Origin of the sequence: Kitasatospora atroaurantiaca, assembly GCF_007828955.1 — a bacterium.
GTDB classification, from domain to species: Bacteria; Actinomycetota; Actinomycetes; order Streptomycetales; family Streptomycetaceae; genus Kitasatospora; species Kitasatospora atroaurantiaca.
Genome location: NZ_VIVR01000001.1, coordinates 2,985,112 through 2,999,988, shown reverse-complemented (window position 1 = coordinate 2,999,988; position 14,877 = coordinate 2,985,112). Strand labels below are relative to the sequence as shown.

The window sequence follows — 14,877 nt, the reverse complement described above, 5'->3', positions numbered from 1 at the left end:
GCGGAGATCACTCTGTCGGTCGTCATACCGATGTACAACGAAGAGGACGCGCTGCCCGCCCTCGTGAGCCGCCTGCGGCCCGCGCTGGACGGGATCGGCGCCTCCTACGAGGTCGTCGCGGTGGACGACGGCAGTGCCGACAGGACCGCTTCGATCCTCGACGACTTCCGTGCCGAGTGGCCCGAACTGCGGGTCGTGCAGCTGCGCCGGAACTCGGGGCACCAGGCGGCGCTCACCGCGGGTCTCCACAGCTCCTTCGGCCGGTACGTGGTCAGCATCGACGCGGACCTCCAGGACCCGCCGGAGAAGATCCCCGAGATGCTCGAACTGGCCCAGCGCCAGAAGCTCGACATCGTGTACGGCGTGCGATCGGACCGGAGCACCGACACCGGCTTCAAGCGCCGTACGGCCGGTGCCTACTACTGGCTGATGCGTCGTCTGGTCGGGAAGAACGTCACCTCGCAGGCCGGCGACTTCCGGCTGCTGAGCCGGGACGCCGTCGAGGCGCTGAAGGCGCTGCCGGACCAGCAGCAGGTGTACCGCCTGCTCGTCCCGTGGCTGGGCTTCCCCAGCGGCGAGGTCACCTACCACCGTGACGAGCGGGTGGCAGGCGAGACCAAATACCCGCTGAGCAAGATGATCCGGCTGGCGATCGACAGCATCACGAGCTTCTCCGCCGCGCCGCTGCGGATCGCGACCTGGCTCGGGATCATCAGCTTCTTCGCCTGCCTCGGACTGCTGGTCTTCAGCCTGGTCGCCTTCGTCTCCGGTGTGGCCGTCCCCGGCTGGACCTCGCTCTTCGTCGCCGTGCTCTTCATCGGTGCGGTCCAGCTGATCTGCGCCGGCATGCTCGGCGAGTACGTCGGCCGGATCTACACGGCCGTCCAGCAGCGCCCGACCTACTTCATCGGCTCGGACTCCGCCTCGGCCCCCGCGCCGGCCCCGGCCAAGGCCGTGAAGTCCGAGGAGCGCGCCCGGGTCTCCGTGCTCTCCTGAGCGCCGCAGAGCTCTCCTGAGCCCCACGGACTGCGACGGCTCCCTGCAACCGGCGGGGAGCCGTTCGTCGTCGGATTCACCGTAAGGACCCCGGGGTAGGATGCTCGGGTTTTGTGGTGATCGCATTTTCAGCCAGGTGATCCGTTCCGACCGCCCGAGCGCCGACACCACACCGCTCTTCGTCAGCGTGTGCACGTAGGGGGAATCGGCAGTGATCACAGACTCGGAAGGTTCGTCGCAATGACCCTCAGCGCGACGGCACCCGTGGCCGAAGGCCTGGATGCCACCGCCCGACCGCGGCGACGCCTCCCGGCCTCGGATTCCCGGACCGGAAGTCTGCTCACCCGCACCGTGTGGATATGGCCGGCCCTGCTGACGCTCGCGCTCGGCATACGCGGCAGCTGGCGCCCGCAGCTCTGGCGGGACGAGCTCGCCACCTGGAGCGCGGCCACCCGGAGCACCGGCGAGCTGCTCGACCTCCTGAAGCACGTCGACGCGGTCTCTGGCGCCTACTACCTGCTGATGCACGGCTGGACCAGCATCTTCGGGGACTCCCTGACCATGTTCCGGCTGCCCTCGGCACTGGCCGTCGCGGGCGCCGCCGTCTTCGTGGTGCTGACTGCGAGGAAGCTCTTCGACACCCGCACCGCGCTGGTCTCCGGGCTGCTGTTCGCGGTCATCCCCTCCGTCTCCCGGTACGCGCAGGAGGCCCGCTCCTACGCCTTCGTGATGCTCGCGGCGTCCGCGGCGACCTGGCTGCTGCTGCGGGCGCTGGAGCGGCCGACGGTGCTGCGCTGGCTGCCGTACGCGCTGGCCGTCGCCGTGGCCGGGCTGTTCCACATGGTCTCGCTGGTCTTCCTGTGCAGCCACGCGGCGATCGTCGTGCTGCGCTGGTGGCGGAGCAGGGACCGCCGGCTGCTGTTCGGCTACCCGCTCGCCGTCGCGGTCGGCCTGCTGCCGGTGGTGCCGCTGGTGATCCTGGGCCAGCGCCAGGTCGGCCGGCAGATCTCCTGGCTGAAGACGCCGAACCTGCACACCTTCCTCGACTACTGGCCCGGACTGTTCGGCTCGGGGCTGGTCGGCGCCTGCATTCTGGCGCTGTCCGCGGTCTCGGCGGGGTGGGCGCGCGGGCGCCGTTCGGCGTTCGAGATCGGCCTGGTGGCGGCGCTGCCGATCGGGCTGACCTGGATCATCTCGCAGGGGCACACCGCCTACTTCTTCGACCGCTACCAGCTCTACACGGTCCCGGCCTGGGCGGTTCTCGCCGGCGCCGGACTGAGCTCGCTCCGGCCGCGCGCGCTGGTGGCCGTCGGCCTCGCCGTGGTGACCCTGGTGGGCATTCCCGACCAGCAGAAGCTGCGGACCACGACCTCCCACGAGACCACCAACGGCCGGGGCGCGGCAAAGATCATCACGGCCGGCTACAAGCCCGGTGACGGCTTCGTTCCGGTCAGGGGCGAGTCGGCGTACATGATGCTCGACTTCGAGGTCGACTACTACCTGCCGGACGACGTCAAGCTGAAGGACGTGTTCGCCGCCAAGACGTCGCTGCAGAACGAGGACCTCTACACCGTCCCCTGCAAGCAGCCCGCCGAGTGCCTCGGGAACACCGCCCGGGTGTGGGTGGTGACCTTCGGCGACGCCGACGACCCGTACCAGAAGCTGCCGAAGTCCGAGGCCGACGCGCTGCGCGCCGCCTACACGCCGACCGAGGTCAAGCACGTGCGCGGCCTCACTGTGTCGCTGCTGGAGCGGCGTTCGCGCTGACGGCCCGGCGGTCGCCCGGCACCGGGGCGACCGCGTTCCGTCAGCGTGCGTTGACGCTGTGTTTGCACTCCGCGGACGGTAGGGATGTGATGGTGGCTGTCGTGCCGCCATCGCGGTCCCGCCCGGTTCACCGTTGGAGTGCAGATGCGCACCGAGCTGGTCGGCCGGAGCTCGCAGTACCGGCCGGTTGATCAGGAGAGCCGGCCGACCGCCGCCTCCGTGCCCGGGGTGGTGCCCGCGCTGCTCGGCTACGCCGCGGCGCGCGCCGTGGGCGTCCTGCTGCTGGCCGCCTGGGGTGCCCACCGAGGGGTGCCGGGGGTGTACCGGCTGAGCTCGATGTGGGACGCGTACTGGTACCAGGACATCGCCGTGCACGGCTACGCCGGCTCGACACCGGTACCCGGGCCGCACGGGCCGTACGAGGTGTACGCGTTCTTCCCGGCCTACCCGATGCTGATCCGGGCGGTCGGCCTGCTGACGCCGCTCTCGGTGAACCACGCCGCGCTGGCCGTCGCCTGGATCGCCTCCCTGGCGGCGGCCTGGGGGATCTTCGCCGTCGCGGACCGGCTGTACGGGCGGCGGGTCGCCGCCGTCGCCGCCGTCCTGTGGGGCGTCACGCCGTACGCGGTGGTGGAGAGCGCGGCGTACTCGGAGCTGGTCTTCACGGCCTTCGCCGCGTGGTCCGTGTACGCGGTGGTGGCGCGGCGCTGGGTCTGGGCCGGAACGCTCTGTGTGCTCGCCGGCCTGAGCCGGCCGACCGGGATCGCGCTGGCCGCGGCCGTCTCGGGGGCCGCGCTCTGGGAGCTGGTGCAGGGGCGGGGCGGCCCGCGGGCGGCGGCCGCGATGGTGCTGGCACCGCTCGGCTTCGCCGGATTCGTCGGGTGGGTGGGTCTCCGGAAGGGCCGCTGGGACGGCTACTTCCGGGTGCAGGACGCCTGGCAGTCCCACCTCGACTACGGGCGCAGCACCTTCTACTCCTTCAAGGACCTGCTGACCGACAGGGACACCGTGTGGCTGGCCGCCGTGGTGGTCGGGGTCGTGCTGGTGGGCAGTGGGCTGCTGTTCGCGGTGTCGCTGATCCAGCGTCAGCCGCCGGTGCTGCTGCTGTTCAGCGGCGCGATGCTGGTCCTGGCGCTGGGCGACGCGGCGTACTTCAACTCCCGGGCACGCTTCCTGCTTCCGGCCTTCGGCCTGCTGCTGCCGCTGGCCACGGGGCTGTCGCGGGTGCGCAACCGGGCCACGCTGGTGCTGATCCTCGCCACGGCCGCGCTCTGCTCCGCGGTGTACGGGGGGTACGTCGCCTTCGTGTACCCGGACGCGCCCTGAGGCCGAGCCCTCAGGCCGGGCGGACGGCGCCCGCGAAGGGCATGGCGTCGACGCTCTCGTAGCGGACCGGGGCGCCCGGGTGGGGGGCGTGGATCATGCGGCCGTTGCCGGTGTAGAGGCCGACGTGGCTGATGCCGGAGAAGAAGAAGACCAGGTCGCCGGGCCGGAGTTCGGCGCGGGAGATGCGCGGGGCCGCGCCGATCTGGGCGTAGGTGGTGCGGGGGAGGGTGATGCCGGCGGCGCCCCAGGCGGCCTGGACCAGGCCGGAGCAGTCGTAGGAGTCGGGGCCGGTGGCGCCCCAGACGTACGGCTTGCCGAGCTGGGCCACGGCGAAGGCGATCGCCTCGGCGGCGCGGCCCGAGACCGGGGCCGCCGGGAACGACGGCCGGAGGCTGTCGCGGGAGGCGTGGGTGACGGCGGCCCGGTCGGTGGCGGTGAGGCGGGCGAGCAGGGCCTGCGCCTGGGCGAGCTTCTGCTGGACGGAGGCCTTCTCGGTGGCGAGCTCCTGCTGGCGGCGGCTGAGGTCGGCGAGCCTGGCCCGGGCCTCGGCGGTCTGGGTGTCGATGGCCATGCGCTGCTGGCCGTACTGCTGCAGGGCCTGCTGCTCGATGGCGCCGGCCTGGTCCATCATCCCGGCGCGCTGCAGGAACTGCTGCGGGTCGTCGGCGAGGGCGAGCTGGAGAGCGGAGGAGAGGCTGCCGCTGCGGTACTGCTCGGCGGCGAGGGTGCCCAGGCGGCTGCGGGTGGCCTCGACGGCGGCGGTCTTGCGGGCCAGCTCGTCCTGGAGCTGGGTGACCTGCCGCTGGAGGGCGTCGGCCTGCTCCTTGGCGCCGTCGTAGCGCTGGGTGGCCTCCTCGGCCTCCCGGTAGAGCCCGTCCACCTGGGCCCGGACCTGCTCGGCGCTGGGCGGGGGCTCCGCGTGCCCCGGGGTGGCCAGCGCCGTGACGGAGGCGGCGGCCCCGGCGACGGTCGCGACCGTCCGGGTACGGAAGGGGCCGGGCCTGGGTTTCCTGTGCGACGCCATGGCGGCGTCCTCCTTTCGGGCCGGGCCACGGGTGGTGCGGGGCGGGCCACTTAGGACGGGGACGCTAGTGGGTCGGTGGGGGTGGCGGAGCGGTGAGTCACGGCTCTGGCCGGGGATCTGCGGAAGTGTTCATTCCGGGATGACGGCGGGTTGATTCGAGGCTTCCGGTCGACCGGATGTGACCGATCAGGCGATCGGTTCGATCGGCCCCGGGGCTGTCGGTGGCGGGCCATAGACTCGAAGGGCCATGACTAGCCTCTTTGACGACCTCCCGCTCCCCGGCTTCGAGCTCCCCTCGGCCGGGTCGCAGCAGCCGCCCGCCGACGAGCCCCCGCTATACGAGGAGCCCCCGTACGAGGAGGCCATCCCGGATGATCTCTTTCAGACGGACTACGCCGCCGCCACCGAGCACGACGCCTGGCACCGCAACGGCGCAGCCCGTACGGTCGTCGACCCGGCGCAGCTGCTGGAGGGCATGAACGAGCCGCAGCGCGAGGCCGTGCTGCATGCCGGCTCCCCGCTGCTGATCGTGGCCGGCGCGGGCTCGGGCAAGACCCGGGTGCTGACCCACCGGATCGCGTACCTGCTGGGCGCGCGTGGGGTGCAGCCGGGCGAGATCCTGGCGATCACCTTCACCAACAAGGCCGCCGGCGAGATGCGCGAGCGCGTCGAGAGCCTGGTCGGCCCGCGCGCCCGCGCGATGTGGGTGTCGACCTTCCACAGCGCGTGCGTGCGCATCCTGCGGCGGGAGAGCAAGCTGCTGGGCTTCACGTCCAGCTTCTCGATCTACGACTCGGCCGACTCGCAGCGCCTGATGGCGCTGGTCTGCCGGGATCTGGACCTCGACCCGAAGCAGTTCCCGCCGAAGTCCTTCACCGCGAAGATCAGCAACCTCAAGAACGAGCTGATCGACGAGGAGACGTACGCCGACCAGGCCGCCAACCCGATGGAGAAGAAGCTCGCCGAGGCGTACTTCCTCTACCAGCGGCGCCTGCGCGAGGCCAACGCCCTGGACTTCGACGACATCATCATGACCACGGTGAACCTGCTGCAGGCCTTCCCGGACGTGGCGGAGCACTACCGGCGGCGGTTCCGGCACATCCTGGTGGACGAGTACCAGGACACCAACCACGCCCAGTACATGCTGGTGCGCGAGCTCAGCGGCGGCGCGGTCGCCCAGGCCCCCAAGCGCACGGTGGACGGCGACTTCGTCAACCCGGCGGCCGGCCGGCTGGCCGAGGTGCCGCCCGCCGAGCTGTGCGTGGTCGGTGACGCGGACCAGTCGATCTACGCCTTCCGTGGCGCGACGATCCGCAACATCCTCCAGTTCGAGGAGGACTACCCGGACGCCATGACGATCCTGCTGGAGCAGAACTACCGCTCCACCCAGACCATCCTCAGCGCCGCCAACGCGGTCATCGAGCGCAACACCAGCCGCCGCGAGAAGAAGCTCTGGACGGCCGGCGAGCACGGCGAGAAGGTCATCGGCTACGTCGCGGACGACGAGCACGGCGAGGCCCAGTTCATCGCCGACGAGATCGACCGGCTCACGGACGCGGGTGACGCGCGCCCGGGCGATGTGGCGATCTTCTACCGGACCAACGCCCAGTCCCGCGTGTTCGAGGAGGTGTTCATCCGGGTCGGCCTGCCGTACAAGGTGGTCGGCGGGGTGCGCTTCTACGAGCGCAAGGAGGTCCGCGACGTCCTCGCGTACCTGCGGGTGCTGTCCAACCCGGAGGACACCGTGCCGCTGCGCCGGATCCTCAACGTGCCCAAGCGCGGCATCGGCGACCGCGCGGAGGCGATGATCGATGCGCTGGCCTCGCGCGAGCGGATCAGCTTCGCCCAGGCGCTGGTGCGGGTGGACGAGGCGTACGGGATGGCCGCGCGCTCGGCCAACGCGGTGCGGAAGTTCAACGACCTGATGGCCGGGCTGCGGCAGGTCGTCGAGTCGGGCGCGGGCCCGGCCGCCGTGCTGGAGGCCGTGCTGGAGGAGACGGGGTACCTGGCGGAACTCCAGGCGTCCACCGACCCGCAGGACGAGACCCGGGTGGAGAACCTCCAGGAGCTCGCGTCGGTCGCGCTCGAGTACGAGCAGGACCCGGGCGAGCGCCCGGAGTCGGAGGAGGGCGACGGCACCCCGCCGGTCGGCTCGCTGGCGGACTTCCTGGAGCGGGTCGCGCTGGTCGCCGACTCCGACCAGATCCCGGACGACGAGGACGGCGCCGGTGTCATCACGATGATGACCCTGCACACCGCGAAGGGTCTGGAGTTCCCGGTCGTCTTCCTGACCGGCATGGAGGACGGGATCTTCCCGCACATGCGGGCGCTCAACCAGGTCAAGGAGCTGGAGGAGGAGCGCCGCCTCGCCTACGTCGGCCTGACCCGCGCCCGGCAGCGGCTCTACCTGACCCGCTCGGTGCTGCGCAGCGCCTGGGGCCAGCCCTCCTACAACCCGGCCTCGCGCTTCCTGGAGGAGATCCCGGACACGCTGGTGGAGTGGAAGCGGACGGGCTCGGCGGCGGTGCCGGCCTCGCGCGGGTACGCGGGGTCCTCGGGGTTCTCGGCGTCCTCCTCCGGGTCCTCCCGGTCTGCGGCAGCGCCGAAGTCCGGGTGGGGCCAGTCGGCCCGCAGGGTGGTCGAGCGCGACGTGGTCTCGCTGGCGGTCGGCGACCGCGTGACGCACGACAGCTTCGGCCTGGGCACGGTGGTGGCCACTTCGGGCGTCGGCGACAAGGCGCAGGCGACGGTCGACTTCGGGGCGTCGGGGCGCAAGCAGCTGCTGCTGCGGTACGCGCCGGTCGAGAAGCTCTGACGGTCCGTCGGCCCGGCCCCTCCCGCCCCCTGCACGGGAGGGACCGGGCCGCGCCTCACTTCGGCGTGACCGCGGGCCGTTCGACGGGCACCGCAATGCCGTAATCGGAGAACTCGATCACCGACCTGCGGGTGATCGGGTTCGGGTCGGCGGTCCCGGGTTCCGGGCCGACGAGAACGGTCTGGATGGTGATCGTCCGGTACCTGCCCTGGACGAGGGCGACGCTGCCGGTGACGGTGTTGCCGCCCTCCTTGGGCTCGCCGGTGTACGGGGAACCCTTGGAGACGTACGAGAAGGTGTAGGTCTCACTGTCGCCCGGGCCTGCGGTGCGGGTGACATTTCCGAGACCGCGCAGCTCGACCAGGAGGTCCTGGGGCTCCACCGTCACCAGCCTGTTCATCGGCAGGGTGCCGCGCGGACCGATGGGCGGGTTTCCCGAGCGCCATCCACGGTTGTCGGGTCGGACGTACTCGTCGCCGTCGATGAACCGGCATTCGGTCGCGCCCCTGTCCGAGACCAGGTAGCCCCGACGGGTGGTCGGGTCGGCGGCACCCTGGAACCTCTCCACGTAGTCCCGGTTGCGGTGGCCCTCCTCCTCGATGGTGTAGCTCAGCGAGATCCGGTAGCCGGTGTGCGGTTCGGCTGTCGTGGACGCCGCGGGGGCCAGGACGGTGGGCCCGCCTGCCGGTTCGGCGGGGGCCACCGTGACGGCCACGGCGACGGCCAGCGCGAGCGTTCCCGCGCCGATCGCACCCCGGAGCAGTGCGCGGGCCCGGCGGGCGCGGCGTCCGCGATGCAGCAGTTCGGCGACCGGTACCAGGCCGAGTGTGGGCCAGCGGTCGGCCAGCGTCCGGATCGCTTCGGGCAGTCGGTCCTGCTCCTCGGTCACAGGGTGACCTCCTGACTCTCTCGCAGGGCGGTGCGCAGGCGCGCCATCGCCCTGGCGTTCTGACTCTTGACGGTGCCGACCGAGCAGCCCAGGACGGCCGCGGTGTCCTTCTCGGTCAGATCCTCGACGTACCGCAGGACGACCACCGTGCGCTGGTGGCGGGGCAGGGCGAGCAGCGCGCGACGCAGCTCCTCGTGCGGTTCGTGCGGCGTGCCGGACGGGTCGGCGCGCCGGTCTATCGCGTCGGGCGCGTCCGGGGTGAGCAGCTCGCGGCGGCGTCTGCGCCACCAGCTGACGTTGCCATTGGCCAGCATCCGCCGCAGGTAGGCGTGGGGATCCCCGGCTGCCACCCGCCGCCAGCGCACGTAGAGCTTCACCAGGCAGTCCTGGAGCAGCTCCTCCGCTCGGTGGCGGTCGCCGGTGAGCAGCGTCGCGGTGCGCAGGTGCCGGTGCCAGGCCGCCTCGACGAAGGCTGCGTAGTCGGCGTCTTCCATTGATCGACTCACACCGGCACAACGCGGCAGCGGTGATGAATGGTTGTCAGAGATGAGGCTCCGTCGGCAGGCGCCCCTGTGGTCGGCCCGGCGCCTCACACCTGCGGACGCCCTGAGCGGAGAGTCGGGTCAGCGTGGGTCGAGGCCGTGGGCGAGCAGCCAGGGCAGTGGGTCGATCGGCTCGGCGCCGGCCGGGCGGACCTCGAAGTGCAGGTGCGGGCCGGTGCTGTTGCCGCTGTTTCCGGAGTACGCGATGACGTCCCCGGCGTGGACCTGACCCTTGCGGATGCGGTAGGAGCCGAGGTGGCAGTACCAGGTCTGGGTGCCGTCGGGGGCGGTGACGGACGCCATGTAGCCGTAGGCGGGGTTCCACCGGGTGCCCACGGTGCCGTCGGTGACGGCGTGCACCTGGGTGCCCCTGGGGACGGGGAAGTCGATGCCGGTGTGGCGGGCCGACCAGTGGGTGCCCGCCTCGCCGAAGGTGGCGCTGAGGCCGTGGTCGGTGACCGGCAGGACGACCTTGGGACGCGCGTTCTCCTGTCTGCGCCGGTCGGCCTGCTGACGTTTCGCCAGGTCGATCCGGGTCTGCGCGCGGCCCGCCCGGTCGGCGAACTCCTCGACGCCGCGTGGCAGGGAACTCAGCGGGCCGGTGGGCACCGGACGGGCAGGCGGCGGGGGTGTCGCCTGGCGGGGCAGCGGCGGGTGCGTGGTGTGCGCGGCCACCGCCGCGAACACGCCCAGGGTGGCCATCGAGGGCAGGGCCACGGTCAGGACCGCCGAACGGGTGGCGGCCCGGCTGCGATCGCGGCGCTCGGCACGGGCAGCGGCACGGGGGGTGGGTGTCAAGACTGCCGCCTCCTCGGAAACGGGAGAAAACAGCCGAGACTGTAGTCCTTGCGCCCGAGCGCGGACAAAGTGCGCATCTCAGCAGGCGTGGCGCTCCGTCAGGAATCCGGTCTCCCGCACCTCGAGCGCCTGCCGTACGAGCTCGACGGCCCGAGGGTGCGCGGGCAGGCCGACGTGGCCTGTGCCCGGGACGAGCAGGTTGTCGACGGTCAGGTCCGGGTGGCGCAGCCAGGCGTGGCGGCCCGGCAGGACCAGCTCGTCCAGCTCGCCCCGCAGGGCGGTGAAACGCGTACGGCAGCGCGGCGCGGGCAGCCGCAGCTCCGCCAGCAGGTCGCTGCCGGGGCGCAGTTGACGGGTGATCGGGAAGGGGTTGGGCAGCAGTGCGGCCGTGGTGCCCTCGTGCGGGGTGGCCAGCGTGATCACGGTGTCCACCAGTGCGTCCCCGCCGAGGCGTTGGACGTAGTAGCGGGCGATCAGCCCGCCCAGGCTGTGACCGACCAGCGCGACCGGCCCCTCGTGCGCCTGCCGCGCCCACTCGACGTGCCGGCCGAGCAGGACGGCCGCGGCACGGACGTCCCTGGTCAGCGGGCTGTGGTTGAGGGCGTGCAGATGCGTCCAGCCGTGCCGGTGCAGCGAGCGGCGCAGCGGGGTGAAGACGGCGCGGTTGTCGATGAACCCGTGCAGCAGCAGGACCGGGCCGTGGTGCCGCAGGTCGGCGGCGCCGGCACCGGGGGCGGATTGCGGGACGGGGTGGGGAGGGCAGGGACGGCGATGCCGCTCGGGCGGGATGCCGGTGGGGTAACGGATCAGGTGATTGGCGAGGGCGGCGGCCTCCGCGCCCGCGCCGCGGACCGTGTCGGCGGTCCGCTGGAACGGGATGGTCATGCGGCTACTCCCCGGCAGGGTGGCGCGGGGGCCCCGATGCCGGGCGGCACCGGGGTGGCAGATGGGTGGTGCTGTGATTTTCCCCTCCTCCTGACGGGCGAAACGGCCAACCGAGCGGGGTGCGCTACCCTCCCCTCAGGTCAGTTATCGGTGGTTAACCGCGCGCGTGTCCGAGCAGATCGGCCGGTGTGGTGGACGACGTGGTCCAGGAGGCAGTCATGGGTGTGTCAGGGCCGATCCGCGTGGTGGTCGCCAAGCCGGGGCTGGACGGTCACGACCGTGGCGCCAAGGTGATCGCACGGGCGCTTCGCGACGCCGGTATGGAGGTCATCTACACCGGTCTGCACCAGACGCCGGAGCAGGTCGTCGACACCGCGATCCAGGAGGATGCGGACGGCATCGGCCTCTCGATCCTCTCGGGCGCCCACATGACGCTCTGCGCGCGGGTGATCGAGCTGCTCAAGGAGCGGGACGCGGCGGACATCAAGGTCTTCTGCGGAGGGATCATCCCGGACGAGGACATCGCCGAGCTCAAGCGGATCGGCGTCGCCGACATCTTCACCCCGGGCACCCCGACCCGGGACGTGGTGGCCTGGGTCGAGGCCAACCTGCGCGCCGCGGGCTGACCGCTGAGGGCGGAGCCGCTCTGGGCTCCGCCCTCGGCTCTACACCTCGAGTTCGGCCAGCATCGCCGCCCGGAACCGCAGCGTCCCGGCCAGCCGGGTGAAGGTGTCCGCCCAGGCGGTGTCCGGCGCCGCTCCGGCCGCCAGGGCCTCCACGGCCGGGGCCGTCTCGGGCGCGAGTGCCCGCTCCGTCATGCCCAGCACCCCGCTGTGGCTCCACGGGTACGCCCCGGTCCGGGCGGCCCGCTCCAGCGCCGCCACCACGGCCGTGCTCAACGGCGGGGTCCACGGCGTGGCGCAGGCGCCCAGCAACTGGAAGGCCTCGCCCAGCCCGTGGGCCTGGATGAAGGCGGCCGTCCAGACCGCCCGCTCGGCTGGCGGCAGGACGGAGAGCAGTTTGGCGGGCGCGCCCGCCGTCCGGTCCGGCCGGCCGGGGCGCGGCGCCGGGCCGAGCAATGCCCGGGCCCAGTCGGCGTCGCGCTGTCGTACCGCGGCGCGAGCCCAGCCCTCGCGCAGGTCGTCGGCCCAGTCGGCCGCGCCCTCGGTGGAAGCACTGTCGGTCACCGGCAGCCGGAGCAGCTGCTCGGGGGTGAGCCCGGTGTCGTCCGTCCAGAGGTTCAGCGGCGCGGCCGCAACGATCTCGCCGAACCACCACGCCCGCTCGCCCCGGCCGGTGGGCGACTTGGGTGGTACGCCGTCACGCTGCATCGCGGCGTCGCACTCGGTGGGTGGGGTGACGGCCAGTCGACCGCCGTCCGGGAGGCTTCCGTCCAGGCGGACGGCGGCGCGGGCGCGCTCCGCCATCCGGGCGGCCAGGGCGGACCGGGGGAGGGTGGAGAGCAGCTCGGCGGCCGTCGCCCGGACGTTCTTGCTGCGGTCGGTGAGCGCGGCCTCGAGGAAGGGCTCGTCGTCGGGGGAGAGGCCGTCCTGCAGGGCGTCCAGGAAGAGCAGACGGTCCTCGGCGCGCTCGGTGGCCCAGGTGCTGCGGAGCAGTTCGAGGGCGGCGGCAGGGTCACTGCGGCGGAGTCTGGTGAGATGGGTGACCCGCTCGGCGAACAGGCCCTCGTGCCAGATCCGATCGCCCGACCCGGCAGCGGTGGTCTCTACGGCCGTACGGCTGACGAAGCGCCAGTCCGGATTCTGCGCGGCCAGCCAGCGGCCGAGCGGCCCTGCCAGCGCCACCACGTCGCCGCGCAGCTCGCTACGGCCGCGGGCGGTGTCCAGCAGCACCGGGACGAGGGCCGCAGGAGCCCGGTAGCCGCGTTCGCGGGCGGTGGTGAGCCACTGCGGGAGCAGTTCGCCGAGGTTGGCGACCGTTCCCACGCCGGCGCGGCCGCCGACCAGGACGGCGAGCCGGCGCGCGGCGGCCTCCGGCAGCTCGGGGCGGGTGTCGGTGTCCGCCGGATCGGGCAGGCAGGCCGCCTCGGCGGCCCGCGCCCCGGCCCGGCGGCGGACGGTCTCGAGCGCGGCCAGCTCCAGCAGCGCGGTGGCGGCATCGGTACGGTCCACGGCCTCGGCTGCGGCGACCAGCGCGGGCGTACCGCTCGGGGGCGGCAGCGGGCGGCGGTCGGTGCCGAGCAGGGCGGTGGTCTGCAGCTCTTCCCAGCTGTCGGCGCTCATCGTGGGGACGGTCACTGCTGGGCTCCTTCGCTCCGATGGATGCGGCGGACTCGACTGACTCCGGGGCTCGGGCGGGGGCGGTTCACTGGGCGACTCCCGTCGGGCGACCGTCCTGGCCCCAGGCCGTGACGGGAACGAAGCCCGCGTGCCCGCACTCGCCGAAGAGCGTCACCGGGTGGCCGGCCGAGATGGCGGCCAGCCGCCACAGGGCGGACTCCGGGGTGCCGCCGCGCCGGACCGGGACGCTGTGCCGTCCGTCCGTCAGCTGCCAGCCCTCCGGGCCGAGGACGGGCACCACGCCGGTGAGCACCGTGGGCCAGGACTCCAGCCACGGGTCGTCGGCGACCGCCGCGCCGTACTCGGCCATCGCCTCGGCCGGGGAGAGCCCGGCGGGCGGCTGGGCCGGGCCTGACTCCGGTGCGCCGTAGCGGGTGCCCAGGACGGCGCGCAGCGGGCGTGCGCCCGGATGGAAGGCCAGCTCGGCCTCCAGCAGCCGGCCCGTGGGCAACGCCAGGTCCGGCGCCTGGCCGGGCCTGCCGAAGGCGAGCAGCACGGCGGGGCGGCCGGTCTTGGCGCCGCGCAGCCAGATCCGGCGGGTGGTCAGCCGCTCGTCGGCCGTGTCCCGTGCGCCGAGCACCTGCCAGCGGTCCCGTACCGTCGGGCCGGCCAGCAGCTCGGCGGTGTCGGTGGTGAAGCCGACGCGCGAACGGACCGTCGCGGCCAGCGGCTCGGGCAGCTCGTCGACCCGCCCGTACGCTCCCGCGAGCAGGTGGAGCAGGGCGTACTCGGCCAGCAGGCCCTGCTGCGGCGCGCTGCTCAACTCCCTTGTCCGCGAGGCCAGGCCGGGCGCCTGGGCGTCGACCATCCGGGCCGCGACCTCGTCCCAGCCGCCCGCGACCGAGCCTTGGTCGGCCAGGCCTTGGCGGACCCGGTCGGCCAGCCGCAGCCGTAGCTCCTGCGCACCGGCCGCGACCCGCGCCGAGCGCTTCTCGGCCCGCCGCCTGGCGGCGGCCGGGTCGGCGGCGAGCGCCTCGGCCTTCGCCGTGCGCCGCTCGGCGGCCTTCTCCACCGCCTGCTGACGGCCGTTCAGCCACTCGGCCACCCACTCGGGCGGCTCGGCCCCCTCCGTCACCGCCTCCGGGCCTGCGCTCCACAGCAGGAGCAGGCCCAGCGCGTGCTTGCACGGGAACTTCCGGCTGGGGCAGCTGCACTTGTACGCGGGTGTGGCCAGCTCGATGACCGTCCGGTACGGCGTGCTCCCGCTGCCCTTGCACAGCCCCCACAGCGCGCCCTGCCCCCAGCCGGCCTCCGACCAGGGTGCGGGGGCGGACAGCTTGCCCGCCGCCTTGCGCGACGCGGGGTCGGGCGCCAGGGACAGGACGTGTTCGGTGCTCCAGCGTTCCTCCATGCCCACGACGCTAGGAGGGGGCACTGACAATCGAGCGGGGCGAACTGACGGCCGGTCATCGGCGGAGCGGCGTTGTCAGTGGTGGGGTGCATGGTTGTTCTCGCAGGCCGAGAACGGATGTACGACCGGCCTGTTTCCGCTGGTACGACGTCTGCGCGCGACGCTCCCACCGATCCCAAGCCGC

Annotated in this window: 12 protein-coding genes; 5 read left to right on the top strand and 7 right to left on the bottom strand. The window is 72.9% G+C overall.

Going from position 1 to position 14,877, the window contains the following annotated elements; translation table 11 throughout:
• The first annotated feature begins 6 nt into the window (after window positions 1–6).
• The 3 genes from FB465_RS13710 (at window position 7) to FB465_RS13700 (ending at window position 4,089) form a co-directional block, all read left to right on the top strand.
• Complete coding sequence (locus tag FB465_RS13710) at window positions 7–996, top strand: glycosyltransferase family 2 protein (RefSeq protein WP_281292383.1); 990 nt, start codon at window positions 7–9, stop codon at window positions 994–996.
• Window positions 997–1,236: 240 nt separating this feature from the next.
• On the top strand, window positions 1,237–2,763 hold the full coding sequence (locus FB465_RS13705; protein WP_145790677.1) for a glycosyltransferase family 39 protein: 1,527 nt from the start codon (window positions 1,237–1,239) through the stop codon (window positions 2,761–2,763).
• A 144-nt stretch (window positions 2,764–2,907) separates the two neighbouring features.
• The gene (locus tag FB465_RS13700) at window positions 2,908–4,089 is read left to right on the top strand and encodes a glycosyltransferase family protein (RefSeq protein WP_145790675.1); all 1,182 of its coding nucleotides are present in this window, start codon (window positions 2,908–2,910) and stop codon (window positions 4,087–4,089) included.
• A gap of 10 nt (window positions 4,090–4,099) precedes the next feature.
• Here the strand turns inward: FB465_RS13700 and FB465_RS13695 are convergent, their stop codons facing one another.
• Complete coding sequence (locus FB465_RS13695; protein WP_145790673.1) at window positions 4,100–5,113, bottom strand: C40 family peptidase; 1,014 nt, start codon at window positions 5,111–5,113, stop codon at window positions 4,100–4,102.
• 247 nt (window positions 5,114–5,360) lie between these two features.
• Between FB465_RS13695 and pcrA the strand changes: the two genes are divergently transcribed.
• A complete protein-coding gene (gene pcrA / locus FB465_RS13690; protein WP_145790671.1) occupies window positions 5,361–7,928 on the top strand; it encodes a DNA helicase PcrA in 2,568 nt (855 codons plus the stop codon).
• A 55-nt stretch (window positions 7,929–7,983) separates the two neighbouring features.
• Here pcrA and FB465_RS13685 read toward each other — a convergent pair whose 3' ends face one another.
• From FB465_RS13685 to FB465_RS13670, 4 genes are all read right to left on the bottom strand, one after another.
• A complete protein-coding gene (locus FB465_RS13685; RefSeq protein WP_145790669.1) occupies window positions 7,984–8,817 on the bottom strand; it encodes a hypothetical protein in 834 nt (277 codons plus the stop codon).
• On the bottom strand, window positions 8,814–9,311 hold the full coding sequence (locus FB465_RS13680; RefSeq protein ID WP_145790668.1) for a SigE family RNA polymerase sigma factor: 498 nt from the start codon (window positions 9,309–9,311) through the stop codon (window positions 8,814–8,816). The genes FB465_RS13685 and FB465_RS13680 overlap by 4 nt, the downstream gene beginning before the upstream one ends.
• Window positions 9,312–9,440: 129 nt before the next feature.
• Entirely contained in the window at window positions 9,441–10,157 is a 717-nt protein-coding gene (locus tag FB465_RS13675) for a M23 family metallopeptidase (protein ID WP_246192656.1), read from the bottom strand.
• Between the two features lie 78 nt (window positions 10,158–10,235).
• Complete coding sequence (locus FB465_RS13670; protein ID WP_145790666.1) at window positions 10,236–11,042, bottom strand: alpha/beta fold hydrolase; 807 nt, start codon at window positions 11,040–11,042, stop codon at window positions 10,236–10,238.
• A gap of 218 nt (window positions 11,043–11,260) precedes the next feature.
• On the opposite strand from FB465_RS13670, the gene icmB reads away from it, so the two are divergent.
• Window positions 11,261–11,668: a coenzyme B12-dependent isobutyryl CoA mutase small subunit gene (gene icmB / locus FB465_RS13665; protein ID WP_145790664.1), complete on the top strand. Its 408-nt coding sequence runs from the start codon at window positions 11,261–11,263 to the stop codon at window positions 11,666–11,668.
• Window positions 11,669–11,707: 39 nt separating this feature from the next.
• On the opposite strand, the gene FB465_RS13660 is transcribed toward icmB, so the two are convergent.
• Both FB465_RS13660 and FB465_RS13655 read right to left on the bottom strand, forming a co-directional pair.
• Complete coding sequence (locus tag FB465_RS13660) at window positions 11,708–13,285, bottom strand: DUF5691 domain-containing protein (protein WP_145797335.1); 1,578 nt, start codon at window positions 13,283–13,285, stop codon at window positions 11,708–11,710.
• Window positions 13,286–13,367: 82 nt separating this feature from the next.
• A complete protein-coding gene (locus tag FB465_RS13655; RefSeq protein ID WP_145790663.1) occupies window positions 13,368–14,693 on the bottom strand; it encodes an SWIM zinc finger family protein in 1,326 nt (441 codons plus the stop codon).
• Between the last annotated feature and the right edge of the window lie 184 nt (window positions 14,694–14,877).